This is a genomic window from Streptomyces chlorus, assembly GCF_042655885.1.
Classification (GTDB): domain Bacteria; phylum Actinomycetota; class Actinomycetes; order Streptomycetales; family Streptomycetaceae; genus Streptomyces; species Streptomyces chlorus.
Map to the genome: position 1 here is coordinate 79,757 of NZ_JBHSOA010000009.1, position 25,925 is coordinate 105,681.

Annotated in this window: 25 protein-coding genes and 2 pseudogenes; 17 read left to right on the forward strand and 10 right to left on the reverse strand. The window is 71.8% G+C overall.

Going from position 1 to position 25,925, the window contains the following annotated elements; all coding sequences use genetic code 11:
• Window positions 1–15: 15 nt before the first annotated feature.
• Complete coding sequence (locus ACFPZI_RS04690; RefSeq protein WP_381358586.1) at window positions 16–978, reverse strand: DUF3558 domain-containing protein; 963 nt, start codon at window positions 976–978, stop codon at window positions 16–18.
• Window positions 979–1,193: 215 nt separating this feature from the next.
• Here ACFPZI_RS04690 and ACFPZI_RS04695 point away from each other — a divergent pair, with 215 nt between their 5' ends.
• Window positions 1,194–2,387 carry an RtcB family protein gene (locus ACFPZI_RS04695; protein WP_381358588.1) on the forward strand — a complete coding sequence of 398 codons (1,194 nt, stop codon included), beginning with the start codon at window positions 1,194–1,196 and terminating at the stop codon, window positions 2,385–2,387.
• 19 nt (window positions 2,388–2,406) lie between these two features.
• On the opposite strand, the gene ACFPZI_RS04700 is transcribed toward ACFPZI_RS04695, so the two are convergent.
• Both ACFPZI_RS04700 and ACFPZI_RS04705 read right to left on the reverse strand, forming a co-directional pair.
• Window positions 2,407–3,183 (reverse strand): SDR family NAD(P)-dependent oxidoreductase, encoded by a 777-nt coding sequence (locus ACFPZI_RS04700; protein WP_381358590.1) that lies wholly within the window; start codon window positions 3,181–3,183, stop codon window positions 2,407–2,409.
• Window positions 3,184–3,472: 289 nt separating this feature from the next.
• Window positions 3,473–3,808 carry a YnfA family protein gene (locus ACFPZI_RS04705; protein WP_381358592.1) on the reverse strand — a complete coding sequence of 112 codons (336 nt, stop codon included), beginning with the start codon at window positions 3,806–3,808 and terminating at the stop codon, window positions 3,473–3,475.
• Window positions 3,809–3,904: 96 nt separating this feature from the next.
• Between ACFPZI_RS04705 and ACFPZI_RS04710 the strand changes: the two genes are divergently transcribed.
• The 7 genes and pseudogenes from ACFPZI_RS04710 to ACFPZI_RS04740 all read left to right on the forward strand — a co-directional run bounded on the left by ACFPZI_RS04710 (window position 3,905) and on the right by ACFPZI_RS04740 (window position 12,030).
• Window positions 3,905–4,990, forward strand: a complete 1,086-nt coding sequence (locus ACFPZI_RS04710) for an LLM class flavin-dependent oxidoreductase (RefSeq protein WP_381358595.1) — start codon at window positions 3,905–3,907, stop codon at window positions 4,988–4,990.
• Window positions 4,987–5,661, forward strand: a complete 675-nt coding sequence (locus ACFPZI_RS04715) for a CE1759 family FMN reductase (RefSeq protein ID WP_381358598.1) — start codon at window positions 4,987–4,989, stop codon at window positions 5,659–5,661. Before ACFPZI_RS04710 ends, ACFPZI_RS04715 begins: the two co-directional genes overlap by 4 nt.
• A gap of 311 nt (window positions 5,662–5,972) precedes the next feature.
• Window positions 5,973–6,812 carry a response regulator transcription factor gene (locus ACFPZI_RS04720; RefSeq protein ID WP_381358600.1) on the forward strand — a complete coding sequence of 280 codons (840 nt, stop codon included), beginning with the start codon at window positions 5,973–5,975 and terminating at the stop codon, window positions 6,810–6,812.
• A 96-nt stretch (window positions 6,813–6,908) separates the two neighbouring features.
• Window positions 6,909–8,348 carry a HAMP domain-containing sensor histidine kinase gene (locus ACFPZI_RS04725; protein ID WP_381359475.1) on the forward strand — a complete coding sequence of 480 codons (1,440 nt, stop codon included), beginning with the start codon at window positions 6,909–6,911 and terminating at the stop codon, window positions 8,346–8,348.
• 119 nt (window positions 8,349–8,467) lie between these two features.
• Window positions 8,468–9,736, forward strand: a complete 1,269-nt coding sequence (locus ACFPZI_RS04730) for an ArgE/DapE family deacylase (protein ID WP_381358603.1) — start codon at window positions 8,468–8,470, stop codon at window positions 9,734–9,736.
• A 15-nt stretch (window positions 9,737–9,751) separates the two neighbouring features.
• Window positions 9,752–9,967: pseudogene (locus ACFPZI_RS04735) on the forward strand (hypothetical protein); the annotation flags it as partial.
• 533 nt (window positions 9,968–10,500) lie between these two features.
• Window positions 10,501–12,030, forward strand: coding sequence for an FAD-dependent monooxygenase (locus ACFPZI_RS04740; protein WP_381358606.1), 1,530 nt, complete (start codon window positions 10,501–10,503; stop codon window positions 12,028–12,030).
• A gap of 89 nt (window positions 12,031–12,119) precedes the next feature.
• Here ACFPZI_RS04740 and ACFPZI_RS04745 read toward each other — a convergent pair whose 3' ends face one another.
• Both ACFPZI_RS04745 and ACFPZI_RS04750 read right to left on the reverse strand, forming a co-directional pair.
• Window positions 12,120–12,539, reverse strand: coding sequence for an arsenate reductase ArsC (locus ACFPZI_RS04745; protein WP_381358609.1), 420 nt, complete (start codon window positions 12,537–12,539; stop codon window positions 12,120–12,122).
• Window positions 12,540–12,582: 43 nt separating this feature from the next.
• On the reverse strand, window positions 12,583–13,230 hold the full coding sequence (locus ACFPZI_RS04750) for an arsenate-mycothiol transferase ArsC (protein ID WP_381358611.1): 648 nt from the start codon (window positions 13,228–13,230) through the stop codon (window positions 12,583–12,585).
• A 74-nt stretch (window positions 13,231–13,304) separates the two neighbouring features.
• Between ACFPZI_RS04750 and ACFPZI_RS04755 the strand changes: the two genes are divergently transcribed.
• The 3 genes and pseudogenes from ACFPZI_RS04755 (at window position 13,305) to ACFPZI_RS04765 (ending at window position 15,563) form a co-directional block, all read left to right on the forward strand.
• Window positions 13,305–13,619, forward strand: coding sequence for an ArsR/SmtB family transcription factor (locus ACFPZI_RS04755; RefSeq protein ID WP_381358613.1), 315 nt, complete (start codon window positions 13,305–13,307; stop codon window positions 13,617–13,619).
• Window positions 13,620–13,678: 59 nt separating this feature from the next.
• The gene (locus tag ACFPZI_RS04760; protein WP_381358616.1) at window positions 13,679–14,464 is read left to right on the forward strand and encodes an aquaporin; all 786 of its coding nucleotides are present in this window, start codon (window positions 13,679–13,681) and stop codon (window positions 14,462–14,464) included.
• Window positions 14,461–15,563, forward strand: a pseudogene (locus ACFPZI_RS04765) (ArsO family NAD(P)H-dependent flavin-containing monooxygenase). Before ACFPZI_RS04760 ends, ACFPZI_RS04765 begins: the two are co-directional and overlap by 4 nt.
• A gap of 16 nt (window positions 15,564–15,579) precedes the next feature.
• Here the strand turns inward: ACFPZI_RS04765 and ACFPZI_RS04770 are convergent.
• The gene (locus tag ACFPZI_RS04770) at window positions 15,580–15,978 is read right to left on the reverse strand and encodes a heavy metal-responsive transcriptional regulator (protein WP_381358619.1); all 399 of its coding nucleotides are present in this window, start codon (window positions 15,976–15,978) and stop codon (window positions 15,580–15,582) included.
• A 55-nt stretch (window positions 15,979–16,033) separates the two neighbouring features.
• Between ACFPZI_RS04770 and ACFPZI_RS04775 the strand changes: the two genes are divergently transcribed.
• Entirely contained in the window at window positions 16,034–16,384 is a 351-nt protein-coding gene (locus ACFPZI_RS04775; protein WP_381358621.1) for an alkylmercury lyase, read from the forward strand.
• 49 nt (window positions 16,385–16,433) lie between these two features.
• On the opposite strand, the gene ACFPZI_RS04780 is transcribed toward ACFPZI_RS04775, so the two are convergent.
• Window positions 16,434–16,847 carry a MerR family transcriptional regulator gene (locus ACFPZI_RS04780; RefSeq protein ID WP_381358624.1) on the reverse strand — a complete coding sequence of 138 codons (414 nt, stop codon included), beginning with the start codon at window positions 16,845–16,847 and terminating at the stop codon, window positions 16,434–16,436.
• Window positions 16,848–17,263: 416 nt separating this feature from the next.
• Between ACFPZI_RS04780 and ACFPZI_RS04785 the strand changes: the two genes are divergently transcribed.
• Window positions 17,264–18,751 (forward strand): SulP family inorganic anion transporter, encoded by a 1,488-nt coding sequence (locus ACFPZI_RS04785; RefSeq protein ID WP_381358627.1) that lies wholly within the window; start codon window positions 17,264–17,266, stop codon window positions 18,749–18,751.
• A gap of 194 nt (window positions 18,752–18,945) precedes the next feature.
• Here ACFPZI_RS04785 and ACFPZI_RS04790 read toward each other — a convergent pair whose 3' ends face one another.
• Entirely contained in the window at window positions 18,946–19,320 is a 375-nt protein-coding gene (locus ACFPZI_RS04790; RefSeq protein ID WP_381358628.1) for an ArsR/SmtB family transcription factor, read from the reverse strand.
• Window positions 19,321–19,361: 41 nt separating this feature from the next.
• Window positions 19,362–20,423 carry a flavin-containing monooxygenase gene (locus tag ACFPZI_RS04795; RefSeq protein WP_381358630.1) on the reverse strand — a complete coding sequence of 354 codons (1,062 nt, stop codon included), beginning with the start codon at window positions 20,421–20,423 and terminating at the stop codon, window positions 19,362–19,364.
• A 109-nt stretch (window positions 20,424–20,532) separates the two neighbouring features.
• Here ACFPZI_RS04795 and ACFPZI_RS04800 point away from each other — a divergent pair, with 109 nt between their 5' ends.
• Together ACFPZI_RS04800 and ACFPZI_RS04805 are read left to right on the forward strand one after the other, a co-directional pair.
• Window positions 20,533–21,939: an FAD-dependent oxidoreductase gene (locus tag ACFPZI_RS04800; protein WP_381358632.1), complete on the forward strand. Its 1,407-nt coding sequence runs from the start codon at window positions 20,533–20,535 to the stop codon at window positions 21,937–21,939.
• Window positions 21,940–21,977: 38 nt separating this feature from the next.
• Window positions 21,978–22,430 (forward strand): ArsI/CadI family heavy metal resistance metalloenzyme, encoded by a 453-nt coding sequence (locus ACFPZI_RS04805; RefSeq protein ID WP_381358635.1) that lies wholly within the window; start codon window positions 21,978–21,980, stop codon window positions 22,428–22,430.
• Window positions 22,431–22,588: 158 nt separating this feature from the next.
• Here the strand turns inward: ACFPZI_RS04805 and ACFPZI_RS04810 are convergent, their stop codons facing one another.
• Window positions 22,589–23,203 carry a hypothetical protein gene (locus ACFPZI_RS04810; protein WP_381358637.1) on the reverse strand — a complete coding sequence of 205 codons (615 nt, stop codon included), beginning with the start codon at window positions 23,201–23,203 and terminating at the stop codon, window positions 22,589–22,591.
• 484 nt (window positions 23,204–23,687) lie between these two features.
• Here ACFPZI_RS04810 and hemL point away from each other — a divergent pair, with 484 nt between their 5' ends.
• Both hemL and ACFPZI_RS04820 read left to right on the forward strand, forming a co-directional pair.
• Window positions 23,688–25,004, forward strand: coding sequence for a glutamate-1-semialdehyde 2,1-aminomutase (gene hemL, locus ACFPZI_RS04815; RefSeq protein ID WP_381359478.1), 1,317 nt, complete (start codon window positions 23,688–23,690; stop codon window positions 25,002–25,004).
• Window positions 25,001–25,738, forward strand: a complete 738-nt coding sequence (locus ACFPZI_RS04820) for a histidine phosphatase family protein (RefSeq protein WP_381358639.1) — start codon at window positions 25,001–25,003, stop codon at window positions 25,736–25,738. Before hemL ends, ACFPZI_RS04820 begins: the two co-directional genes overlap by 4 nt.
• The last annotated feature ends 187 nt before the right edge of the window (window positions 25,739–25,925 follow it).

The following is a 25,925-nucleotide window of genomic DNA, read 5'->3' on the forward strand; positions in this document are numbered from 1 at the left end:
AGGCGCGTACGGGACTCAGCCGCCCAGCGAATCGGCCAGCAGGGAGGCCAGTTTCCGCGCCCTGTCCTGCATTTCCTTGCTGTCGGGGACGGTGCCGACGGTCGCCGGCTGCTCCGCGTACTCGATCGTCACGATCACGTTGGACGTGCGGAACGCCACAGTCACCGAGCGCTGCTTGACGGTCGATCCGGAGCTGCTCAGCTCGTCGTCGATGAAGGCCTCGTCACCGAATCCGTCCAGGATGCGGGGCTGGAGGTCGACGGGCGGGACGGACGGCGACGCGGGGGAGGACTCACCCTCGGACGGTGAGCCGGAGCCGGAGCCGGAGCCGGAGGGCTTGGTGACCGCCGCGGCGTCGGCACTGGAGGAACCGGAGGAACCGGAGGAACCGGAGGGTTCGGAGGGTTCGGAGGAACCGGAGGGGCGGGCCGAAGGGGACGAGGACGCGTCCGGATCGGTGGACGGGCTGCCGTCGTCCTTGTCGGCGTCGTCGTCCGTGTCCGTGGAACCGGACGCGGTGGCCGTCGGCTCCGGAAGGTCCGCCGCCGTCCGCTTCGTCGCGAAGAGCTCCTCGGCCTGGCTGTCGTCGCTGACGGAGTTGTCGTAGGAGACGACCCGTTCGAGGGCGATCACCAGGCGGTTGGTGGCGTCGGCCGACTCCACCTTCCAACTGCAGCCCACCTTGCGGTCGGTGTCGTAGGTGAGCGCCGCCTCGCCCACGTACGCCTTCTTCCGCTGGGCCTCGTCGGTCAACTCCCTGATGCCAGGGAGTAGTTCGTCGAGCGTCCTGGTGCTGACCACGCCGCAGGGCTCCGGGAGCGTGGCGTACCTGCCGGGCTGGGCCGCCTGTGAGGCCGTATCGGCGTTGCCCAGGTTGGAGTGGTCCGACTGGCTCCCGTCGTCCGAACTGCCGGTGCATCCGGCCAGCAGGGCCGCGAGGAGCGCGGCGACGCCGGGTACGTAGGCCCTCCGTTGCACGGCCGGGCTCCTCTCGACGGTGGGCGCGGGCCTCGGCCCGCCGGGTCTACCAGTGTCCCCGCTGGTTAATCGCTTGCCGCACGGGGGCACCCCAGGCAGACAATGTGTATCGCACGCACTGCCGTGAACGCCGGTCCGAAGTCCCTTTCGTCGATCCTGGCGCCGGTTTTTGCGCTTTTTGCACTTCTGCTGCTTTCCGGGGGAATGAGGAAGATATGTCGTACGTGGAAATGCCGGGTGCGAAGGTGCCGATCCGCATGTGGACGGACCCGGCGTCGGTGGAGGAGGTCGCCCTCCAGCAGCTGCGGAACGTGGCGACCCTGCCCTGGATCAAGGGCCTCGCCGTGATGCCGGACGTGCATTACGGCAAGGGGGCGACGGTCGGCTCGGTCATCGCGATGCGGGGTGCGGTGTGCCCGGCGGCGGTGGGGGTCGACATCGGCTGCGGGATGTCGGCGGTGAGGACGTCCCTGACGGCGAACGACCTGCCGGGCGACCTGTCCCGGCTGCGCTCGAAGGTCGAGCAGGTGATCCCGGTCGGGCGCGGGATGCACGACACCCCCGTGGACCCGGCCCGCCTGCACGGGTTCGCGACCGGCGGGTGGGACGACTTCTGGGGGCGGTTCGACGGGGTGGCGGAAGCGGTCAAGTTCCGTCAGGAGCGGGCCGGAAAGCAGATGGGAACGCTTGGATCCGGGAATCACTTCGTTGAGGTGTGCACGGATACGACCGGTGCTGTCTGGCTGATGCTGCACTCCGGTTCCCGGAACATCGGCAAGGAACTCGCCGAGCACCACATCGGTGTGGCCCAGAAGCTCCCGCACAACCAGGGCCTGGTCGACCGTGACCTCGCCGTCTTCGTGGCGGACACCCCGCAGATGGCGGCGTACCGCAACGACCTGTTCTGGGCGCAGGAGTACGCGAAGCGCAACCGTTCGATCATGATGGCGCTGCTGAAGGACGTCGTCCGCAAGGAGTTCAAGAAGGCGAAGCCGACCTTCGAGACGGAGATCAGCGCGCACCACAACTACGTGGCCGAGGAGCGCTACGACGGCATGGACCTGCTCGTCACCCGCAAGGGTGCGATCCGCGCGGGCTCCGGCGAGTTCGGGATCATCCCGGGCTCCATGGGCACGGGTTCGTACATCGTCAGGGGCCTCGGGAACGCCGCCTCCTTCAACTCGGCGTCCCACGGCGCCGGCCGCCGGATGAGCCGCAACGCGGCGAAGCGGCGTTTCTCGACCAAGGACCTGGAGGAGCAGACGCGGGGCGTGGAGTGCCGCAAGGACTCCGGTGTCGTGGACGAGATTCCGGGCGCGTACAAGCCGATCGAGCAGGTCATGGAGCAGCAGCGGGACCTCGTGGAGGTCGTGGCGAAGCTGAAGCAGGTCGTCTGTGTGAAGGGCTGAGCAGGCATCGGCGCTGCCCTCAGCGCTCCCGGTGGACCTTGCTGTTCGACGCCTGGGCGCGGGGGCGGACGACCAGCAGGTCGATGTTGACGTGACTGGGGCGGGTCACCGCCCAGGTGATGGTGTCGGCGACGTCCGCCGCGGTGAGGGGCTCGGCGACGCCCTCGTAGACCTTGGCGGCCTTCGCCTCGTCGCCGCCGAAGCGGGTCAGGGCGAACTCGTCGGTCTTCACCATGCCGGGCGCGATCTCGATGACGCGGACAGGCCGGCCGACGATCTCCAGGCGGAGGGTCTCGGCGAGGACGTGGGCGCCGTGCTTGGCGGCGACATAGCCGGCGCCGCCCTCGTAGGTGGCGTGCCCGGCGGTCGAGGACACGACGACGACCGTGCCGTCGCCGCTCGCCTCCAGCCTGGGCAGCAGGGCCTGGGTGAGGTGCAGGGTGCCGATGACGTTGGTCTCGTACATCGTGCGCCAGTCCTCCGGGTCGCCGGTCGCGACCGGGTCGGCGCCCAGCGCGCCGCCGGCGTTGTTGACCAGGACGCCGATGGTCTTGAACGCGGTGGCGAACTCGTCGACGGCCGCGCGGTCGGTGACGTCGAGCGGGTACGCGGTCGCCGTGTGGCCCGCCGCGTTCAGCTCCTCGGCGAGTACCTCGATCCGGTCCTTGCGGCGGGCGGTGAGGACGACGCGGTATCCGGCCTCGGCGAGTCCGCGTGCCGTGGCGGCCCCGATCCCGCTGCTCGCGCCGGTGACGACGGCGATACGCGACGCTGCGGACGGTGGTGCGGCGGCCATGGGGTTCCTCCATGCGGGCGACTGCGGTGCCGGGCCCGGCCAGGATATGCGGGAGCGGGCGGTCCGGCGGGGCGGCCCGGGCCCGCGCGGGCGCGGGTGCGTCGGGTGGTGCGGGTGCGTCGGGTGTGCGGGTGCGCGGGTGTGCCGGGTGTGCGGATGTGGGGGTGCGCGGGTGCGGTCGGGTGTGACTGTGTGAGGGCGGTGGCCGTGTGGGTGCGGCGGGTACGTGCGGGCGGCTGTGTGCGGTGGGCCTGTGGGGTCAGCCGTTGCGTGGGGTGGGTCCGTGGGGTCAGCCGTTGCGCGGGGCCCACATGATCACGGCCATTCCGGCCAGGCAGATCAGCGCGCCGGCGATGTCCCAGCGGTCCGGGCGGTAGCCGTCGGCGACCGCGCCCCACAGGAGCGAACCGGCGACGAAGATGCCCCCGTACGCGGCGAGGACCCGGCCGAAGTGCGCGTCGGGCTGGAAGGTCGCGACGAATCCGTACGCGCCGAGCGCGAGGACACCGCCGGCCGCCCACATCCAGCCGCGCTGGTCCCGTACGCCCTGCCAGACCAGCCAGGCGCCGCCGATCTCCAGGATCGCGGCGAGGACGAAGAGGGCGGCGGAGCGGGCGATCAGCATGCGGGCAGCTTCGCACGCGGGGTTTCGGAATAACGGGAGCAGGGGACCCGTTTACGGGTATAGTTGAACCGTCAACAACCTGGAAGGTGAGCGACCATGCAGTTCGGGATCTTCAGCGTCGGTGACGTCACGCCCGACCCGACCACGGGGCGTACCCCCACCGAGCGCGAGCGGATCAAGGCCATGGTCGCGATCGCGCTGAAGGCGGAAGAGGTGGGCCTGGACGTGTTCGCCACCGGCGAGCACCACAACCCGCCGTTCGTGCCGTCCTCGCCGACGACCATGCTCGGCTACATCGCCGCGCGCACGGAGAAGCTGATCCTCTCCACCTCGACCACCCTGATCACCACCAACGACCCGGTGAAGATCGCCGAGGACTTCGCGATGCTCCAGCACCTGGCCGACGGCCGGGTGGACGTGATGATGGGACGCGGCAACACCGGGCCGGTCTACCCCTGGTTCGGCAAGGACATCCGCGAGGGCATCAACCTCGCGGTCGAGAACTACGCCCTGCTGCACCGCCTGTGGCGCGAGGACGTCGTCAACTGGGAGGGCAAGTTCCGCACCCCGCTGCAGGGCTTCACCTCCACGCCCCGCCCGCTGGACGACGTACCGCCGTTCGTCTGGCACGGGTCGATCCGCTCGCCCGAGATCGCCGAGCAGGCCGCGTACTACGGTGACGGCTTCTTCCACAACAACATCTTCTGGCCGGCCGACCACACCAAGCGGATGATCGAGCTGTACCGGGCCCGGTACGCGCACTACGGGCACGGCACGCCCGAGCAGGCCATCGTCGGCCTCGGCGGCCAGGCGTTCATGCGGAAGAACTCGCAGGACGCGGTGCGCGAGTTCCGGCCGTACTTCGACGCCGCCCCCGTCTACGGGCACGGGCCCTCGCTGGAGGAGTTCACCCGGCAGACCCCGCTGACCGTGGGCTCCCCGCAGCAGGTCATCGAGAAGACGCTGTCCTTCCGCGACTACGCGGGCGACTACCAGCGCCAGCTGTTCCTCATGGACCACGCGGGCCTGCCGCTGAAGACCGTGCTCGAGCAGCTCGACCTGCTCGGCGAGGAAGTCGTGCCGGTGCTGCGCAAGGAGTTCGCCAAGGACCGCCCGGCCGACGTGCCGGACGCCCCGATCCACTCCTCGCTGCTGGCCGGCCGGGAAGTGAGCACGGTATGAACATCGTCGTCGTATCGGCCGGGCTGAGCGTGCCGTCGTCCACCCGGCTGCTCGGGGAGCGGCTGGCCGCCGCGGCCACCGGGCAGGCCCCGGCGGGCACGCGGGTGATCGAGCTGCGGGACCTCGCGGTCGACATCGCGCACAACTTCACCAGCGGTTTCCCGGCGCCGGCCCTCGCCGACGCGATGGACGCGGTGACCGGGGCGGACGGGCTGATCGTGGTCACGCCGGTGTTCTCGGGGTCGTACAGCGGGCTGTTCAAGTCGTTCTTCGACGTGCTCGGCGTACGGGACCGGGAGGCGCTGGCCGGCAAGCCGGTGCTGATCGCCGCGACCGGGGGCACGCCCCGGCACTCGCTGGTACTGGAGCACGCCCTGCGCCCCCTCTTCGCCCACCTGCGCGCGGTCGTCGTCCCCACGGCGGTGTACGCCGCGTCCCAGGACTGGGGCGACAAGGGCCTGGACACCCGGATCGAGCGGGCGGCGGGCGAGCTGGCCGCCCTGACGGGCGCACTGTCGGCCGCCTCCGGCGGTACGGACGGCGGTACGGATGCCAGTACGGGCGGCGGCCCGATCAGCGTCACGCGCGGGGGCGCGGCCGACGACAAGTTCGACGCGCGCAACGTGGTGCCGTTCGAGGAGCAGCTGGCCGCGCTGCGGTCGGCGGGCTGAGCGCACCAGGGCGCCCGACGCGCCCAACGCGCCGCAGATGCTGAAGGCGCCGAGTACAGGACTCCCGGCGGTCTTCCCTGGACAGTGGCCGTCGGGTGAGGCGACCGGTTCCGTCCGGTTCCGGTCGCTCGCGAGGATCCGGTCGCGGGCGGGGACGCCTGCGACCGGCCCGCGGGCAGGGCCGTACGTCGGACCGCGACCGGATCACGGGTCGTACGGCAGTCCGGGTGGAGGGCGACAGGGCCAGGAAGGCGGCGGTGTCCGGGCCACCGGCCGTTCGCCGCGGCGGCGGTCCTTGGCAGACTGGCACCGTGCCCCCTACCGCGTCCCACACCCCCACCGTGCTGCTCGCCGAGGACGACCGTGCCATCCGCAACGCCCTGGAGCGCGCCCTGACCCTGGAGGGCTACCGGGTCACCGCGGTCGCCGACGGCGTCGAGGCGCTGGCGCAGGCCCACCGCAGCCCACCCGACGTCCTCGTGCTGGACGTGATGATGCCCGGCATCGACGGGCTCCAGGTGTGCCGGGTGCTGCGTGCCGAGGGCGATCGCACCCCCGTACTGATGCTGACGGCGCTGGTGGAGACCGCCGACCGGATCGCGGGGCTGGACGCGGGCGCCGACGACTACGTCGTCAAGCCGTTCGACGTCGAGGAGGTCTTCGCCCGGCTGCGTGCCCTGCTGCGCCGGGTGGCACCCGAGCCCGTGCCCGTCGAGTCGTCGACGCGGGAGACGGCGCCCGAGACCCCTGAAACGCCCGGGAACTCCGGGACGCCCGGGAACTCCGGGACGCCCGGGAACTCCGGGACACCCAGGACGCCGGACGGGCGGCCGGACGACCCGGCGGCAGGGCGGTTCGTCGACGCGGCCGGGCTGCGCATGGACCCGCGGGCGCGCCGGGCCTGGCGGGGCCGGCGGGAGCTGGAGCTGACCCGGACCGAGTTCGAGCTGCTGGAGCTGCTGATCCGGCACGCGGACATCGTCCTCGACCACTCGACCATCTACGACCGCATCTGGGGCTACAACTTCGGCCCCGGCTCCAAGAACCTCGCCGTCTACGTCGGCTATCTGCGCCGCAAACTCGACGAACCCGGGGCGCCGCAGCTGATCCACACGGTGCGCGGGGTGGGTTACGTGCTGCGGGAGGACTGAGTGGCGCGCGACACCGCTGACGCCCCGGGCGCCTCACGTACCCCGGGCGCCTCACGCCCCTCGGGTACGTCGCGTACTCCGGGTACGTCGCGCGCTCTGGGTGCCCCGGCCGGACGGCGTCGGCTGCGGTTGCTGTCGCTCGGCACCAAGTTCGCGGTGGCCTTCGCCGCCGTGACGGCCACGGTCACCGTCCTGGTCGGCATCCTGTCGTACAGCACCGCCGCCCGGCTGCTGCGGGTGGACCAGCAGATGGTGTTCGACGAGGTCGTGCAGGACCTGCGGGGCGAGGTCCGGGCGAACCGGATGTCACCGGTCGACTTCTCCTCCGCCGCCCCCGGCCACGACCTGGTGCGGCCCGCCCGGACGGACGTCCAGGTGCTCGGGCCGGACGGCCGGATCGTCGACCCGGGCGACCCGGGGCTGCCGGTGGTCGCCGCCGACCGCGCGGTCGCGGGCGCCGCCACGGCCGGGCGGGTGGTCGAGCACGCGGAGGTCGACGTCGGCGACGACATCTATCGCGTCGCGACCGTCGCGCTGGGCGACGGCCGGGGCGCGGTACAGGTCGCGCAGGAGTTCAGCGACACCGAGGACCTGCTGCGGGCCCTCCAGCGGCGCACGCTCGGCCTGATGGCGGCGGTGGTGATCGCGGCCGGTCTCTTCGGCTGGTGGCTGGCCCGGCGGATCACCCGCCGTCTGGTCGTCCTCACCGCCGCCGCCGAGGACGTCGCCCGCACCCGCAGGCTCGGCATCCAGGTGCCCGTCACCGGTCACGACGAGGTGGGGCGGCTCGGCCGCGCCTTCGACCGGATGCTCGGCCGGCTCGCCCAGTCCGAGGACGACCAGCGCCGTCTCGTCCAGGACGCGGGCCACGAACTGCGCACCCCGCTCACCTCCCTGCGGACCAACATCTCCCTGCTGCGCCGTATCGACGAGCTCCCTCCCGACACCCGTGAGGAACTCGTCGCCGACCTCACCCAGGAGGCCCGTGAGCTGACCGACCTGGTCAACGAACTCGTCGAACTCGCGGCCGGCCAGTCCGGCACCGAACCGCCGTGCCGGGTCGACCTCGCCGACATCGCCGAGGACGTGGCCGAACTGGCCCGGCGCCGGGGCGGACGCGAGATCACCGTCCACGCGAGCGGCGACACCACGACCGACGGACGGCCCGGAATGCTGACACGGGCGGTGTCCAACCTGGTCGAGAACGCCGTCAAGTTCGACCGGAACGGCACCGCGCCCATCGACATCACGGTCGCGGGGCCCGCGCGGCCGGGCACGGTACGGGTGGAGGTCCGCGACCGGGGGCCCGGCATCGCCGCAGGTGATCTGATCCGTGTCTTCGACCGCTTCTTCCGCGCCGCCGACGCCCGTTCCCTCCCCGGTTCGGGCCTCGGCCTGTCCATCGTCCGCGAGGTGGCCCTGACCCACGGGGGTGCTCCGTACGCCGTCCGCCGGCCCGGCGGCGGAACGGTGATCGGTTTCACGGTGGGCGGCGGCCCGCTGACGGACCCCGCCGACGAGGCCCTGGGCCCCTGACACGCCGGTGCCGGTGCCGGTGACATGCCGCCCCCGTCGCCGCGTACGGACCGTCGAAGGTGAGCATGTATGCGAGCGGGGGCGCTCCGCACGCGCCCCGGAAGGGGAGGAGTGGCGACGTGCTGACCGATGAGGAGGCCGCCGCGCTGGCGGCGATCGACGAGGCGGCCCTGGGGCGGACCCTGCTGGAGCTGATCGGTGTGCCGAGCGTGACCGGGAGTGCCGCCGAGTCCGAACTCCAGCACCAGCTGGCCGGTCGGCTGGAGTGGCTGGGGATGGAGGTCGACCTGTGGTCCATGGACCTGCCCGCGCTGCGCGCCCACCCCGGCTTCCCGGGCATGGAGGTGCCCCGCGAGGAGGCGTGGGGCCTGGTCGGGACCACCCCCGGCGGCGGTGACGGGCCCACCCTGATCCTTCAGGGCCATGTCGACGTCGTACCGCCCGGCGACCTCGAGGCATGGGGGGACGGCGACCCGTTCGTACCGCGCGTGACCGGGGACGTCGTGCACGGGCGCGGTGCCTGCGACATGAAGGCGGGGCTCGCCGCGCACCTCGCCGCCCTCGCCGCGATACGGGCGGCCGGGATACGGCTGCGCGGCCGGGTCGCCGCCCACTTCGTCGTCGGCGAGGAGGACGGGGGCATCGGCGCGTTCGGCACCCTGGAGCGCGGACACGGGGGCGACGCCTGCGTCATCGCCGAGCCCACCGGATCCACCCTGATCACCGCGAACGCGGGCGCCCTGACGTTCCGGCTCGCGGTGCCCGGCAAGGCGGCGCACGGCAGTGCGCGGGAGCAGGGGGTGAGCGCGGTCGACGCGTATCTGCCCCTGCACCGGGCGCTGGCCGACCTGGAGGCCGAACGGAACAGGAACCCGTCCCCGCTGCTCGCCGAGTACCCGATCCCGTACGCGCTGTCGGTGGGCACCGTACGGTCCGGGGACTGGGCGAGCAGCGTGCCGGACCTGCTGGTCGCCGAGGGCCGGCTCGGCGTACGCCTCGGCGAGGCCCCGGCCGAGGCGCGCGCCGGTCTGGAGCGGTGCGTGGCGCGGGCCTGCGCCGCCGACCCCTGGCTGCGCGACCACCCGGCGACGGTGACCTGGCCGGGCGGCCAGTTCGCGAGCGGACGGCTGCCGGAGGGCCACCCGCTGCCGGACGTCGTCGGCGCCGCGTACACGGACGCGACGGGCGGCCCGGCCCCCCGGCAGCGCGGCGCGACGTACGGCAGCGACCTGCGGCACTACACCGGCGCGGGGATACCGACGCTGCAGTTCGGGCCGGGGGACATCGCGGTGGCGCACAGCGCGCGCGAGCAGGTGTCCCTGCGGGAGACGGTGGCGGCGGCCCGGACCCTGGTGCTCACGGTGCTGCGGACGGTGGGGATCAAGTAGGTGAGGACCAAGTAGCGGCGCGTCGAGCGGGTACGCCTGGAGCACACACGGCGACTCCTCGAAGACATGGCCGACGGTATCGGGCAGACCTCCCGCGCCTGCGGCTGTGGCACCCCGGAGGCGATGCGCCGCGCCTTCGTGAAAGCTCCGGGCCCTCGCATTTCCATCGGTCCTGTGGGCGCGTCAGGCCGGCGCTGCGTGCTCCAGGCGTACCCTTCGCGAAAAGCGTGAGCACTCAACCGATCAAGTGTTCACGCTTTTCGCAGGACGTGCCGACCCCGCACACCCTGCCCGAACTCCATGAGGCCCAGGTCAGGGCCACACCAGGCAGTACGGCTGATGCCCCGCCTCGTGCAGCCGGTGGCTGAGGTCCTGCCATTCGCGCAGCGATTGGAGGCATGCGGGAGCTGACCTGGAGTTTCTGGGCTAAAGGCGGGTTGACCTGCGAAAACATGTCTCCGCAGTTCTCACTGGTCGACGCTGTTTCCCAGGCGCATGTGCCCTGGATGTGCCCTCGCCGGCTGCTGATGTCGTCAGCCGGGCGGCGGTGGGCCGCTCAGTCGGCGGCCTGTTCGGCGATCCAGGTGATGCGTGGTGGCACGACCAGTGCACACCACGACCAGTGCACACCACGACCCGTGCACGCAGGGCGCCGTCGCGCGTCGGTCAGAGCAAGGCGGCCTACCGGCAAACCGATGTCTGCGGCTGCGTCGAGGACCTCCATGCGGGCCACAGTCGAGGCGGTGGAGCACTACCGTGGGTCCATGACGGCACCCCTGGACGTGCTGGTGGTCGGTGGGGGCCCCACAGGGCTCGCGCTCGCCGCGCAACTGCGCACCTACGGCACGTCTTTCCGGATCGTCGACCGCTCCTTGGACCGGGTCCGTGAGTCGCGCGCGTTGGCCATCCAGCCGCGCACGCTGGAGATGCTCGCCGGGTTCGGGGTGACGGACGAACTCATCGCATGCGGCAACCCTGCCGTGGAGCTCAGGATGCATCTGCCGCGGCGGGTGGTGCGGATGCCGTTGTTCGACATCGGGCTGGCCGATACCGCGTACCCCTTCCTGCTGTTCCTTTCCCAGGCGGAGACCGAGCGTATTCTTTCGGAGCATCTGGCGGGGCAGGGTGTGACCGTGGAGCGCGGTACCGAGCTGGCCCGTCTGGAGCGCACGGGTACGTCCGTCTCGTGTCGGCTTCGGAACATTGACGGCGCCGAGGAGACGGTGGTCGCACGGTACGTCGTGGGCTGCGACGGCGCGCACAGCACGGTGCGGGCCCAGGCGGGCATCGGTTTCCAGGGGTACAGCTATCCGCAGACGTTCCTGCTCGCCGACCTGGAGGTCGACGGGCTGGAACCCGGGGCCGTCCACACCTACATGTCCGGAGCCGGGATGCTGCTCTTCTTCCCGCTCGGCTCACCGGCCACCTGGCGGATGCTCGCGATGCGCCCACCGAACGCCCCGGACACCGAGGTAGGGCTGCGGCTCCTGCAGGACACCGCGGACGAGTACACCGAGGACCGGCTGGTATTGCGGGACCCGGTGTGGATGACCGACTTCCGGCTCCACAACCGCGGCGCCGCCCACTACCGCTCGGGACCTTTCTTCCTCGCCGGGGACGCAGCGCACATCCACAGCCCGGCCGGCGCGCAGGGCATGAACACCGGCATCCAGGACGCACTCAACCTGGGCTGGAAGCTCGCCCTCGTGTGTCGGGGCGCGGCACCTGAGAACTTGCTGGAGACGTACGAGGCCGAGCGCACTCCGGTCGGCCGCAGCGTGCTGCGCTTCACCGACCGCGCCTTCACCCTCGGTACCAGCGGCAACCCGGTCATCCGCTTCGCCCGCACCCGACTTGCGCCGCGCCTGGCTCCGTTGGCGCTGCGCGCGAGCGGCCCGCGTGGACGCGTCTTCCGTACGGTGTCGGAGCTGGGCATCCACTACCGGCGCAGCCCTGCCACGGTCGCAGGTCCGCAGCTGCCGAGACGCGGTCCGCGGGCGGGCGACCGGCTGCCGGACCTGCCGAGCGGGCTGCAAGCGCGGACAGCCGGTCCGGGCTGGCACCTGCTCCTGTCCGGGCCGCCCGCGCTGTGGAGCGGCGAGCTGCTCGCCTCAGTGGTGCGCGGACGGGACGACCTGATCAGCGTGCACCGCCTCGGCCAGGAGAGCCCGTGGCCCGCCGTGGCTCATGGACTCGTACGTCCCGACGGCTACCTCGGCTACGTCGCTCGGGGGGCAGACCTGGAAAGGCTGCGCGCGTATCTCGACCGCTGGCTGCCCCCACAACGCCGCTGACCTCGTGTACGCGTCGTGGTTCCAGCCCCGCCCAGGCGCTTCAGGCGGCGCCGACAACTGCCTCAGCATCGCCGGGGCGGCCACTGAGGTCACGCCTCCTGCGTGGCGTCGATCTCGGCGATGAGCGCCTCGATGCGGGTCTTGATCTCGTCGCGGATCGGGCGGACGGCTTCGACGCCCTTGCCCGCCGGGTCCTCCAGGGCCCAGTCGAGGTACTTCTTGCCGGGGAAGACGGGGCAGGCGTCGCCGCAGCCCATGGTGATGACGTAGTCGGACGCCTGGACGGCCTCTGTGGTGAGAATCTTCGGCTGGGCGTCGGCGATGTCGACGCCGACTTCCTGCATCGCCTCGACGGCGGCCGGGTTGACCTGGTCGCCGGGGATGGAGCCGGCGGAGCGGACCTCCACGCGGTCGCCTGCGAGGTGGTTGAGGAATCCGGCGGCCATCTGCGAGCGGCCGGCGTTGTGGACGCAGACGAACAGCACGGAGGCGAGCGGGGCGGCGGACATGTGTTCTTCCTTCACGAAGTGGTGGCAGGTGGTGCGGGGCGGTTCAGGTGCTCGGCAGGCCGGCGAGCAGGTCGGTGATGCGGGTGTCGATGTCGTCGCGGATCTGGCGGACGACTTCGATCGGTGCGCCGTCGGGGTCGGCCACGGGCCAGTCCAGGGAGCGGCGGCCGGGCACGATCGGGCAGGCATCCCCGCAGCCCATGGTGATGACGATGTCGGCGGCCCGCACGACCTCGTCGGTCAGCGGCTTGGGGAACGCTCCGGCCGGATCGGCGCCGGCCTCGGTGAGGACCTGCGCGATGTACGGCTCGATCTCGGGCCCGGGGTGGGTGCCCGCGGAGGAGACGGTGACCCGGCCGGCCGCCCGGCGCTCCAGGAGTGCGGCGGCGAGCTGGGAGCGTCCGGCGTCGTGGCTGCACACGAACAGCACCCGCGGCAGCCCGGAACCCGGCGCGCCCTGGACGTGGGCGAGGGCGTCGAGGCGTTCGGCGGTCAGGCGCTCGGCGAGCACGACCAGGTGCGTGGTGATCGAGGCGGTCTCGGCCAGGCGCCGGTAGGAGTCGGTGAGCAGGAGCTGCACGGTCTCGGCCGCGAAGCGGCCGGCGTGCCGGGTGGCGTGCCGGGTGGCGAGGCGGGCGGTGCCGGTGGCCAGGCGCTCGTCGGGCAGGGCGGGGGAGGGGGCGGCGGACATGGGAGACCCCTTCGGCGGGCCTATAGGTCAGCCCCGGCTGGTATCAGTGTCGGGTGATGTGAGAGTATCAGCCCATGATGATGTCAGTCGACACTGATCTGATGCGGGTTCTCGCGGACCCGCTCCGGCTCCAGATCGTCACCCTGCTCGCCAGGGAGACGCTGTGCAGCACGCACCTGATCGAGGAGACGGGGGCCAAGCAGACCAACCTCTCCAACCATCTGAAGGTGCTGCGCGAGGCCGGGGTCGTGGAGACGGAGCCGTGCGGCCGGTTCACCTACTACCGGCTCAAGCCCGACGTCATCGCCTCTCTCGCGGGCCAGTTCGCCGATCTGGCGGAGACCGCGCGCGCCACCGCCGAGAACGACGTCAAGCGGTCCTGCCCCTGATTCCGGTGCCGGTCCGTCGCCGCGGTCCGTCGCCATCCCGCATGCACCGAGGAGTCCTGTTGACCGCCACCGAGGCCACTGAGCACGACAGAGCCGGCCAGTCCGCCATAGTCGCCGCTGAGCCGCAGCCCGCCCCGGGGGTCACCCCGCCCCGGACTCCTCCGCTGATCGCCAAGGCCACGGCCGAACTGATCGGCGCCGCGGCCCTGGTGGCGGTGGTGGTCGGCTCCGGCATCCAGGCCACCGAACTGACCAAGGACGTCGGCCTGCAGCTGCTGGCCAACTCCACGGCCACCGTCTTCGGCCTCGGCGTCCTGATCACCCTGCTCGGCCCGGTCTCCGGCGCGCACTTCAACCCCGTCGTCACCCTGGCCGAGTTGTGGACCACCCGCCGCGGCGGCGCGGGCGTATCGCTCCGCGAAGCAGCCGCCTATGTCCCGGCCCAGATCGTCGGGGCCGTCGCGGGCGCGATCCTGGCCGATGCGATGTTCGGCGAACCGCTGGTGGAGTGGTCCACTCACGACCGGTCCGCCGGGCACCTGCTGCTCGGTGAGGTCGTCGCCACGGCCGGTCTGATCCTGCTGATCTTCGGTCTGGCCCGTACCGACCGGCTTCGGTTTGCGCCCGTCGCGGTCGCCTCGTACATCGGTGCCGCGTACTGGTTCACCTCGTCCACGTCCTTCGCCAACCCGGCGGTGACCATCGGCCGCGCCTTCACCGACACCTTCGCCGGCATCGCCCCCGGTTCGGTCGTGGGCTTCATCGGCATGCAGCTCGTCGGCGCCGTGGTCGGGCTCGCGCTGGTGGGCGTCATCTTCATGCCCGGCCGGAAAGCCGCCGAGTGACGCGTACGTCCCAGGTGGTGGTGATCGGCGGCGGCCAGGCCGGGCTCGCCGCCGGCTACCACCTGCGCCGCCAGGGCATCGACTTCACCATCCTCGACGCCGATCCCGCGCCGGGCGGGGCCTGGCAGCACATGGGGGACTCGCTGCACCTGTTCTCCCCGGCCGACCACTCCTCCCTGCCCGGGCGACTCATGCCCACCCAGCCCGGCGAGACCTACCCGGATGCCGGGCACGTGGTGGACTACCTCGCCGACTACGAGGAGCGCTACGACTTGCCCGTCCAGCACGGCACCAGCGTGGGCGCCGTACGCCGCGACGGCGACCGGCTCCTGGTCGAGGCCGACCCGAGCACCTGGCGGGCCCGGGCGGTGGTCAGCGCGACCGGCACCTGGTCGCGGCCTTTCGTTCCCGCCGTCCCCGGCCGTGACATCTTCACCGGGCGGCAGCTGCACACGGTGAACTACCGCCGCCCGGCCGACTTCGCCGGACAGCATGTCGTGGTGGTCGGCGGCGGCAACTCCGGCGCCCAGATCGCCGCCGACCTCGCCCTGGCAGGCGACGTGACGGTGACGTGGGCGACCCAGCGTCCGCCCCGCTTCCTGCCCGACGACATCGACGGCCGCATCCTGTTCGACGTCGCCACCGCCCTCCCCCAAACTCTCGACGTCGCTCGAGCAGGGGGACCCTCATCCGTGCCCTCGACGACGGCCGCAGCGACACCGGCGGAGTCGCCTCACTCGGCGACATCGTCGCCGTGCCGCCCGTCCGCGCCGCCCGCGACGCCGGACTCCTGCGAGCCCAGCCGATGTTCAGCCGGCTCACCGTCACTGGCATCCAGGGGGCCGACGGCAGCCGCGCCGAGGCGGACGCGGTCATCTGGTGCACCGGCTTCCGCCCGGCCCTGGCCCACCTCGCACCGCTGAACCTGCGGGGGCCGCGCGGCCACATCCCGACCTCCGGCACCCGTGCCGTCGCCGAGCCGCGCCTGCATCTGCTGGGGTACGGCGACTGGACCGGCCCGGCCTCCGCCACCCTGATCGGTGTGGGCCGCCCCGCGCGCGACGCCGCCCGGGACATCGCGCAGCTGCTGAGCAGGTGACGCCGCGCACCGTGCGTCAGGGCCGGGCGAGGATCGTGCAGATGTCGCCGGCCGAGCAGGTGTCCGGGTCGGTCACGGCGGCTCGGCGGGCCAGCTCACGCAAGGCCGTGCGAGCCTGGCGGAGCTCGGCCAGGCGCCGGTCGATCTCCGCCAAGTGCTCGTCGATGAGCACGCCGACCTGGGCGCACGGCGCCTGGCCACTGTCCCGCAGGGCAAGGACGGAACGGATCTCGGCGAGTGTGAGCCCGGCGGCCTGGGCATCGTGGACGAACGAGAGCCGGGCGACGGTGTGGGTCGGATAGTCGCGGTAGCCGCCGGGGGTACGCGGGGGCTCAGGCAGCAGGCCGGCCTGCTCATAGAAGCGGATCGTCTTCGTGGTCAGCCCCGTCTCGGCGGCGAGCTCCCCGATGCGCATGTCCTCAGCGTACGGCTTGACCTTCCAGTGCACTGGAAGGTCTACGGTCGGTCTCATGAGGATCACCGTGCTGACCGTGCCGGACTGCCCCAACGCCCCGCTCGTCCGCGAACGGATCACCGCAGCCCTGGACGGGAAGCAGGCCCAGGTAGAGCTGATCGAGGTGAGTGAGGAGGGGGAGGCGGCCCGGTGGCAGATGACCGGCTCGCCCACGGTCCTGGTGGACGGCGTCGACCTCTTCGCCGTGGCCGGTACTCCGGCGAGCGTGTCCTGCCGCCTGTACCGGGACAAGGAAGGCCGGTCCGGCGGGGCGCCGAGCATCGAGGCCCTGCGGCAGGCGTTCGCCGGCACCGGGGCGTCCGCGACCGCGCCTGTCGAAGAGTGCTGCGGGGCCCACCGCCCCTGATGCCGCGCAGGTTCGGGACGTGAGGACGCCTTGAGCCTCGGGCCGGACGTCAGGACCCGACGGAGGGAGCTGCCTCCGGCAGGCGTCCTCGGAGGGTGGCGGCGAAGTCCTCCGCGCGGCGCAGCTGGACGCGCAGTTTTTCGACCTGTTCGGTGGCGGCCCGCTCGTATCCGCGCACCCTGTCCAGCAGGGCTTCCCGCTCGTCGTCGTCGAGTGTGTCGTCGCTGTCCAGGCGGTCGGTGGCGTCGAGCAGATCGCGCATCTGGTCCAGGGTGAAGCCGAGCGGCTTCATGCGGCGGATGACCATGAGCCGCTGCACGTCGGTCTCGGTGTAGAGGCGAAAGCCACCCTGGGAGCGGGCGGAGGGGACGACCAGGCCGGTCTCCTCGTAGTGGCGGATGGTGCGCAGGGACAGTTCGGTCCGTGCGGCGACTTCGCCGATCTGCATGTGCTTGTCGTCCACGCCCGTGGCCCTGGCCCTTCTCGTAGTGGCGGGCCGCGTGCCGTGCGACCTACCGACTCTACTCTAACGTTAGGGTAGAGTTCGTGACGGTGAGGGCGGCCCGGCTGCCCCACTACTGCCGTTCCGGGGCCGATGGCGCCCCCGGCGAAGACCCGATTCTTGCAGGAGAGAGCGTGCGCGAGCCCATGACGCCGACCGCCGCCTGCCCGCCGTGACCCTTCGCCCCCGGGTGTGAGCCGCTCAGCCGCGTCACCGCGCCGGCTCCCGGCTTCGTCCCTCTTCGACTTCCCGGCCCGCTTCCCGCAGGCCGTCCGCGGGGCGCCGCTCAGTCTCCCGCGTCCTTCCCCGCACGCCCCGGCCTGCCAGTGGGGTGTGCCCGAGCACGACAGGTACGCCTCTCCTTGTCTTCTTCCGCTGTGTCCCCTGCCGCGCGGCTGCGCGCACTGCGCCCCGACTGGCTGAACAACCCGAAGGTCTGGCGCACCGAGATCCTGGCCGGCCTGGTTGTCGCCCTGGCCCTGATCCCGGAGGCGATCTCGTTCTCGATCATCGCCGGGGTCGACCCGGCGGTCGGCCTGTTCACCTCCTTCACCATGGCCGTGGTCATCTCGATCGTCGGCGGCCGCCGCGCGATGATCTCCGCCGCCACCGGCGCCATCGCGCTCGTGATCGCACCACTGAACCGCGAGCACGGCCTCGGCTACCTGATCGCCGCCGTCATCCTGGCCGGTGTCATCCAGGTCGCGCTCGGTGCGCTCGGCGTCGCGAAGCTGATGCGGTTCGTGCCGCGTTCGGTGATGGTCGGCTTCGTCAACGCGCTGGCGATCCTGATCTTCATGGCCCAGGTCCCCGAGATGCACGATGTCCCGTGGGCCGTGTACCCGCTGATCATCGGCGGCCTGGCACTGATGGTGTTCTTCCCGAAGGTCACCAAGGTGATCCCGGCCCCGCTGGTCTCCATCGTCATCCTCACCGTCATCACGGTCGCGGCCGGGATCGCCGTGCCGACCGTGGGCGACAAGGGCGCCCTGCCGTCCTCGTTGCCGGTCCCGGGCCTGCCCGACGTGCCCTTCACGATGGACACCCTGACGACGATCGCCCCCTACGCGTTCGCGATGGCGCTGGTGGGTCTGATGGAGTCGCTGATGACGGCGAAGCTGGTCGACGACATCACCGACACCCACTCCTCCAAGACCCGCGAGTCCATCGGCCAGGGCATCGCCAACGTCGTCACCGGGTTCTTCGGCGGCATGGGCGGCTGCGCCATGATCGGCCAGACGATGATCAACGTGAAGGTGTCCGGTGCCCGCACCCGGCTGTCCACCTTCCTGGCGGGCGTATTCCTGATGGTGCTGTGCATCGCCTTCGGCCCGGTCGTCTCCGACATCCCGATGGCCGCCCTGGTCGCCGTCATGGTGATGGTGTCGTTCGCGACGTTCGACTGGCACTCCATCGCACCCAAGACCCTCAAGCGGATGCCGGCGGGTGAGATCGCCGTCATGGCCATCACCGTGATCTGCGTGGTCGCCACCGACAACCTCGCCATCGGCGTGGTCGTCGGCTCCGTCACCGCGATGGTCATCTTCGCCAAGCGCGTCGCCCACCTCGCCAACGTCACCGCGGTCACCGACCCCGACGGCACCAGCGTGGTCTACTCCGTGACCGGCGAGCTGTTCTTCGCCTCCTCCAACGACCTCGTCGGCCAGTTCAACTACGCCACCGACCCGGACAAGGTCGTCATCGACCTGTCTGCCGCCCACGTGTGGGACGCCTCCTCGGTGGCCGCCCTGGACGTCATCGAGACCAAGTACGCCCAGCGCGGCAAGAGCGTGGAGATCGTCGGCCTGAACGACCCGAGCGCGGACCTCCACGGCAGGCTCACCGGCGAACTCACCAGCCACTGACCCCAGCCCCACAAAACCGTAAGGACCCCGGCGCCCGACGCCGGGGTCCTTCGTCGTTCTCACTCACGGCTTGAAGGCGGCCATGCCCTTTTCGGTTCCCGCCTGGTGGATTCCCAGCACCTTCCTCGACATGCTCCCCACGAGCGGCACGACCACGAACTTAACGCCCCGCTCGCCACGGCTTCCCCTGGTTCTCAGACCGCAGCCGGCATGGCCAGCAGCTTGCCCATCGCGGCCAGCACGGACGGCTCGACCCGGTAGTAGACCCAGGTGCCGCGCCGCTCGGAGGTGAGCAGCCCGGCTTCCTTGAGCTTCTTCAGGTGGTGGGAGACCGTCGGCTGGGACACGCCGACGTCGGAGATGTCGCACACGCACGCCTCGCCGTCCTCATGGGAGGCCACGGCGGAGAACAGCCGCAGGCGCACCGGGTCGCCGAGCGCCTTGAACATCCGCGCGGCCGTCTCGGCCTCGTCGGCGGTCATCGGCCGCTCGGTCAGCGGTGGGCAGCACGGCACCACGTCCTGGCCGTCGGCGGGCTCGAGCAGCGGCAGCACCTTCGCGTTCGACATGCGTCTATGTTGACACATGTCGAACCAGGTGGCGAGGGTCGTCAGGAGCGCGCGAGAGGGGCGGCCAGGCGACGGGCGATGCGGGCCGCGTCCCGGCCGACGCCGCGCAGGGAGTTCGACGACAGGCTGCGCTGCCACTCCAGCCCGACGAACGCCAGCCCTGGCGCCCCGACCGCGAGCCCCTCGCGGTGCCGCGGGTTGCCCGATTCGTTGAGGGCGCCGTCGAGGCGGGCAAGGTAGGGCAGGTCAGGGCGGTAGCCGGTGGCGAGCACGAGCGCGTCGACCTCTTCCCGCACCCCGTTCGGCCAGACGAGCCTGGCTCCGTCGGCGCCGGTGAACAGCGGCTGGCGCTCCGGCCGTCCGGCGGCCGGGGTCGTCCGGTAGCGGCCGTCGTCGAGAACCGGCTGAGCCGGCGGGCGAGGAAGGAGCCGGCCGAGCGGGGCGATGTCCAGGCCGGTGCGCGTCAGCCAGAAGTGCAGATCGCGGCCGAGGAGGTGCTGTGCCGCGAACTTCACCGGCCCCCGGGTGGCGAGCGTGACGCGGGCGGTCCCGGCGAGCTCGGCGGCGATCTGAACCGCCGAGTTGCCCGTCCCGACCACAACCACCCGGCGGCCGGTAAATAGGACCGGCCTGCGGTAGTCGGCGGCGTGCAGCACCTGGCCGGTGAACTCCTCCAGGCCCGGCAGCGCCGGCCGGTGCGGGTGCCCGAACGACCCCGAGGCCGCCACGACGGCCTGCGCGGACAGCGGGCTGCCGCCCTCCAGTTCCACCTCGAAGGTGCTGCCGGTGCGGCGGACCGCGGCGACTCGGTGGCCGGTGCGGATGTCGGCGTCCAGGCGGTCGGCGTACGCGGTGAGGTAGTCGACGACCTCGTCGCGGTGCGGGTAGCGGTCCGGATCGGCGCCGGGGAACGGCATCCCGGGAAGCGAGCTGTACCGGGCGGGCGAGAACAGGGTGAGGCTGTCGTAGTAGCGCGGCCACGACCCGGCCACCCGGCCGGACGCCTCCAGCACCACCGGCCGAAGCCCGTGGCGCAGCAGGGCGTGGGTGGTGGCGAGTCCGGACTGGCCACCGCCAATCACGACGACGTCGACGTGCTCCATCAGCAATCCCCCTGGATTCGACGACTATCTATGTTGACGCTCATCAATGCAAGTGTCATGCTGGGTCGCGCAGGCCATCGACAGATATCGAAACACGCAAGGAGTCGCCGTGACCGCGCCCGCCACCACCGAGCTGCCCGTCGTCGTGATCGGAGCAGGACCCGCCGGTCTGGCCGCCGCCGCCCACCTGACCGGCCGCGGCATCGAACCGCTGGTCCTGGAGGCCGGCACGGCCGCCGCAGCGGCGGTGCGCGACTGGTCGCACGTGCGCCTGTTCTCCGCCTGGGGCGAAGTGGTCGACCCCGTCGCCGAGAAGCTCCTCGCCCCGACCGGCTGGATCCGCCCCGACCCGGCGACGTACCCGTCCGGCGGGGACTGGGCGGAGCAGTACCTGCAGCCACTCGCCGGCGTTCTCGGCGACCGCGTACGCCTGGGCGCCACGGTCACCGGGGTCTCCCGGGCCGGCCGTGACCGGATCGTCGACGCCGACCGCGCGGCTCAGCCCTTCGTCGTGCACGTTGCCTACGCCGACGGCCGTGAGGAGCGGATCTTCGCCCGCGCGGTGATCGACGCCTCCGGTACCTGGACCTCCCCGTCTCCGGCCGGCGGCAGCGGTCTGCCGGCGCTCGGCGAGAAGGCGGCGGCCGACCGGATCACCTACCGCGTCCCCGACCTGGAGGACCCCGCCGTCCGCGCCCGGTACGCGGGCAGGCGCACTGCCGTGATCGGCTCCGGTGCCTCGGCCTTCACCGCGCTGGCCCACCTGGCGACCCTCGCCGAGACCGATGAGGGCGCCGGCACGAAGGCCCTGTGGGTCCTGCGCCGGGGCATTTCCGGCTCCACCTTCGGCGGCGGCGAGGCCGACGAGCTGCCGGCCCGCGGCGCGCTCGGCCTGGCGGCCAAGGCGGCCGTCGAGGCCGGGCACGCCGACGCGGTCACCGGCTTCCGTACCGAGGCGGTCGAGCGGGACGGCTACGGGCGTCTCGTTCTCGTGGCGGAGGACGGCCGGCGGTTGGAGCCGGTGGACGAAGTGATCGTGCTGACCGGTTTCCGCCCCGAGCTGTCCTTCCTGTCCGAGCTGCGGCTCGGCCTGGACGAGCGGCTCCAGGCCCCGGTGACACTCGCCCCGCTGATCGACCCCAACCAGCACTCCTGCGGCACCGTCTACCCGCACGGCCACCGCGAGCTGTCCCACCCCGAACAGGGCGTCTACCTCGTCGGCATGAAGTCCTACGGCCGCGCCCCGACCTTCCTCGCCATGACCGGCTATGAGCAGGTCCGCTCCGTCGCCGCCGCGATCGCCGGCGACCTCGAGGCCGCCGACCGCGTCGAACTCACCCTCCCCGAGACCGGAGTCTGCGGCGGCGCCGGCCTCTTCGACGCCCCCGACACCCAGCAGGCCGACGGCGGTGGCTGCTGCGCCCCGGCGCCCGAGCCGCAGCTCGTCCAGCTCGGCACGCTTGCGGCAGTAGGCACGGCTGCTGAGGAGACCCCGGCAGGCGGCTGCTGCGGCTGACCCGAACCCCTGTCCACCCACCCAGGAGGAGGTACGTCATGTCCCGCGTGCAACTCGCCCTCCGCGTCCCCGATCTCCAGGCGGCGATCACCTTCTACAGCAGGCTGTTCGACACCGAGCCCGCCAAACTCCGCGACGGCTACGCCAACTTCGCCATCGCCGAGCCCCCGCTCAAGCTCGTCCTCTTCCAGGGCGAGCCGGACGAGGACACCCGCATGGACCACCTCGGCGTCGAGGTAGCCACCACCGACGAGGTCCATGCCGCCACCGCCCGTCTCGCCGACGCGGGCCTCGCCACCCGGGAGGAGAACGACACCACCTGCTGCCACGCCCTCCAGGACAAGGTCTGGGTCCAGGGCCCCGGCAGCGAACGCTGGGAGGTGTACGTCGTGAAGGCCGACGCCCCAGCGCCGGCATCACCACCACAGAGCGCCTGCTGCGCCGGCTCCGCGTCGGCGAAGGAGGCCGCCGCAGCCGGTGGCTGCTGCTGACCATCCATGACCGACGCGCTCACACCTCGGCGGCCTCACTACCGCCGACTTCGCCGCGGTGTCCGGCCCTTATCCCTTGCCGACCGCCTGACGACCCCTCCGGGAACATGACGAGGGCGGGACTCGAAAGCCCCGCCCGCACACCACGAAACCCCAGGTCAGGGCCACACCAGGCAATACGGCTGGTGCCCCGCCTCGTGCAGGCGGTGGCTGAAGTCCTGCCACTCGTGCAGCAGCTGGTAGACGTTGAACGCGTCGCGGGGGCCGCCGCGGTCGGGGACCGTGGACCAGATGAAGGCGGCCGCGCCCACTGTCTCCTCGCCTATGTCGCGGAGGGGGTCGACGGCTGTCATCGGGAGCTTCACGACCGCGTAGTCGGGGTGCAGGACGACCAGCTCCAGCGGCGGCACCTTGTGCAGGGGGACGCCTTCTATGCCGGTGAGGACCATGGCGGCCATCGTCTCCGGCTTGATCTTGGTGAACATGCCGCCCATGCCGAGCTCGTCGCCGCCGAGCTCCTCGGGGCGCATCGAGATCGGGACACGGGCGGCGGTGGCGCCGTCCGGCGCGCCGAAGTACTTGTAGGTCACCCCCACTCGACCACCATTCCTGCTCCCCGCACTCGACGGGTCGATCGACTCGGCCCCGCCCGGAGCACCGTGTGCCCGACGGGCCTCGTCCACCTCTTCCGCCTCGCGCCGGTGCCTTCCCCGCCGGGAACGTCGAGGACCGAGGTCGTCAGTCCCCTCGCCCAGTCCGCCACCGCGATGCATATCTCCACCCGACTGCTTTTCTAGGCCGCGTGGCCCCGCCGCGCAACCCGATCATCGTGTCAGTGACCTCCCCCACGGCCGCCCGCCGAAACGTGCGGTGCTGCATCTGCCCGCGGGTCCTTCTCAGCGCCCGGCCGCCCGGGACCGGGTGAGCTGTGTGCACTCCGACGTCAGTTTCGCAGATCACGGGCGATTCGGGACCGGATGCCCTTGTGGGGGGCCGAATACCCGCGTCCGTGAACGGCCGCGCGGGGCGGACCGTACGAAACAGGCGTACGAAATGGTTGTACGAATGGGTGGTACGGGCAGGTGGGGCCGGATTACTCACTCGGTCCCGCCGAGGGCTTCGGGCGAGAGCCGTCGGCCCCGCCCCGAGCCCCGGCAGACGCCGGCCTCCGGTTCCCCGCCCGCGTCTGGCCTACCCTGAACAGGTCACTCGCAGCCCGAGTCCGAGATGTCGGAGATGCCGGAGAAGTCGCAGGTCATGAGCGAACTGCCCTACCCGTACGAAGCCCAAGCCTCGCAGGCGCTGTTCGATCGTGCCGCGGCCGTCACTCCCGGTGGCGTGAATTCGCCGGTGCGTGCCTTCCGGGCCGTCGGCGGCACGCCCCGGTTCATGGTGTCCGGCACCGGCCCGTACCTGACCGACGCCGACGGGCGGGAGTACGTCGACCTCGTCTGCTCCTGGGGGCCGATGATCCTCGGGCACGCGCACCCCGAGGTGATCGCCGCCGTGCAGGACGCCGTCGCGCGCGGTACCTCCTTCGGAACGCCCGGTGAGGGCGAGGTCACGCTCGCCGAGGAGATGGTCGCCCGGATCGAGCCGCTGGAGCAGGTCCGGCTCGTGTCCAGCGGCACCGAGGCCACCATGTCCGCCATCCGGCTCGCCCGCGGCTTCACGCGGCGCGCCAAGGTGATCAAGTTCGCCGGGTGCTACCACGGCCACGTCGACGCGCTGCTCGCCGCCGCCGGATCGGGCGTCGCCACCTTCGCCCTGCCGGACACCCCCGGTGTCACCGGCGCCCAGGCCGGCGACACGATCGTCCTGCCCTACAACGACCTCGACGCCGTGCGTGCCGCCTTCGCCGCGCACCCCGGTGAGATCGCCTGCGTGATCACCGAGGCGTCCCCGGGCAACATGGGCGTCGTACCGCCGCTGCCCGGGTTCAACCAGGGGCTCAAGGACGCCTGCGCCGCGAACGGCGCGCTGTACATCTCCGACGAGGTCATGACCGGGTTCCGTACCAGCCGCGCCGGATGGTTCGGCGTCGACGGCGTACGGCCCGACCTGATGACCTTCGGCAAGGTGATGGGCGGCGGCTTCCCGGCCGCGGCCTTCGGTGGGCGGGCCGACGTCATGGCCCACCTCGCCCCCGCCGGGCCCGTCTACCAGGCCGGCACCCTCTCCGGGAACCCCGTCGCCACCGCCGCCGGGCTCGCCCAGCTGCGGCTGCTCGACGACGCCGCGTACGCGAAGGTCGACGCCGTCTCGGAGCGGATCCGCTCCCTCGTCACCGAGGCGCTCACCAAGGAGGGCGTCGCGCACACGCTGCAGAACGCCTCCAACATGTTCTCCGTCTTCTTCACCGACCGGCCGGTGAAGAACTACGAGGACGCCAAGGCGCAGGAGTCGTTCCGCTTCACCGCCTTCTTCCACTCCCTCCTCGAGAACGGTGTCTACCTGCCGCCCTCGTCCTTCGAGTCCTGGTTCGTGTCCACCGCGCACGACGACCGGGCCGTCCAGCGGATCGCCGACGCCCTCCCCGCGGCGGCCCGAGCGGCAGCGGAGGCGACGGCATGAGCGACGGCACGGACAACGGCACGGGCAACGGCACGGGCACGGGGGACGGGGACCTCACCGTCGTCCACCTCATGCGGCACGGCGAGGTCCACAACCCGGAGGGTGTCCTCTACGGCCGGCTCCCCGGTTACCAGCTCTCCGAACTGGGCCGGCGGATGGCCGACCGGGTCGGCGAGCACCTCGCCTCCCGCGACATCGTCCACGTCGGCGCCTCCCCGCTGGAGCGGGCTCAGGAAACGGCCCAGCCGATCGCCAAGGCCCACGGCCTGGACATCGCCACCGACGACCGGCTCCTCGAGGCCGAGAACGTCTTCCAGGGCAAGACCTTCGGCGTCGGCGACGGCGCGCTGCGCCGGCCCGAGAACTGGAAGCACCTCGTCAACCCGTTCAAGCCGTCCTGGGGCGAGCCGTACGTCGAGCAGGTCGTCCGCATGATGGGCGCGCTCGACGCGGCCAGGGACGCGGCGCGCGGTCACGAGGCGGTGCTGGTCAGCCATCAGTTGCCGATCTGGATCGTGCGGTCCTACGTCGAGAAGCGGCGGCTGTGGCACGACCCGCGCAAGCGGCAGTGCACCCTCGCCTCGCTGACCACCTTCACCTACCTGGGCGACAAAATCGTTTCCGTCGGCTACAGCGAGCCGGCCCGCGATCTCGTCCCCGCCCATCTCCTCGCCGGCGCCAAGCCGGTGAAGGGCAAGGGCGGTGCCCCGCAGGGCAAGGCCTTCGGGGCGTAGCCCGCCCTGTCCCGGTGTCAGGTGCGCGGCCCACCCGAGTGGGCCGCGCACCTGACGGCCCGGGACACCCTCGTGACGTTCGTTGCGGAACCTTCGCACGGGGTAGGGAACTTTTGTTCCCGTCGTGTCCTCTGAAGGAGTGAACATCAGAGGACGTGACGATCGGGGATGTCATGCGTGCGCTCAC

Coding starts and splice junctions, on each gene's coding strand:
- ACFPZI_RS04695 (WP_381358588.1), top strand. CDS start 1,194: ATGTCGTACGTGGAAATGCCGGGTGCGAAGGTGCCGATCCGCATGTGG.
- ACFPZI_RS04700 (WP_381358590.1), bottom strand. CDS start 3,183: ATGGCCGCCGCACCACCGTCCGCAGCGTCGCGTATCGCCGTCGTCACC.
- ACFPZI_RS04705 (WP_381358592.1), bottom strand. CDS start 3,808: ATGCTGATCGCCCGCTCCGCCGCCCTCTTCGTCCTCGCCGCGATCCTG.
- ACFPZI_RS04710 (WP_381358595.1), top strand. CDS start 3,905: ATGCAGTTCGGGATCTTCAGCGTCGGTGACGTCACGCCCGACCCGACC.
- ACFPZI_RS04715 (WP_381358598.1), top strand. CDS start 4,987: ATGAACATCGTCGTCGTATCGGCCGGGCTGAGCGTGCCGTCGTCCACC.
- ACFPZI_RS04740 (WP_381358606.1), top strand. CDS start 10,501: ATGACGGCACCCCTGGACGTGCTGGTGGTCGGTGGGGGCCCCACAGGG.
- ACFPZI_RS04745 (WP_381358609.1), bottom strand. CDS start 12,539: ATGTCCGCCGCCCCGCTCGCCTCCGTGCTGTTCGTCTGCGTCCACAAC.
- ACFPZI_RS04750 (WP_381358611.1), bottom strand. CDS start 13,230: ATGTCCGCCGCCCCCTCCCCCGCCCTGCCCGACGAGCGCCTGGCCACC.
- ACFPZI_RS04755 (WP_381358613.1), top strand. CDS start 13,305: ATGATGATGTCAGTCGACACTGATCTGATGCGGGTTCTCGCGGACCCG.
- ACFPZI_RS04770 (WP_381358619.1), bottom strand. CDS start 15,978: ATGCGCATCGGGGAGCTCGCCGCCGAGACGGGGCTGACCACGAAGACG.
- ACFPZI_RS04775 (WP_381358621.1), top strand. CDS start 16,034: ATGAGGATCACCGTGCTGACCGTGCCGGACTGCCCCAACGCCCCGCTC.
- ACFPZI_RS04790 (WP_381358628.1), bottom strand. CDS start 19,320: ATGTCGAACGCGAAGGTGCTGCCGCTGCTCGAGCCCGCCGACGGCCAG.
- ACFPZI_RS04795 (WP_381358630.1), bottom strand. CDS start 20,423: ATGGAGCACGTCGACGTCGTCGTGATTGGCGGTGGCCAGTCCGGACTC.
- ACFPZI_RS04805 (WP_381358635.1), top strand. CDS start 21,978: ATGTCCCGCGTGCAACTCGCCCTCCGCGTCCCCGATCTCCAGGCGGCG.
- ACFPZI_RS04810 (WP_381358637.1), bottom strand. CDS start 23,203: ATGCATCGCGGTGGCGGACTGGGCGAGGGGACTGACGACCTCGGTCCT.
- hemL (WP_381359478.1), top strand. CDS start 23,688: ATGAGCGAACTGCCCTACCCGTACGAAGCCCAAGCCTCGCAGGCGCTG.
- ACFPZI_RS04820 (WP_381358639.1), top strand. CDS start 25,001: ATGAGCGACGGCACGGACAACGGCACGGGCAACGGCACGGGCACGGGG.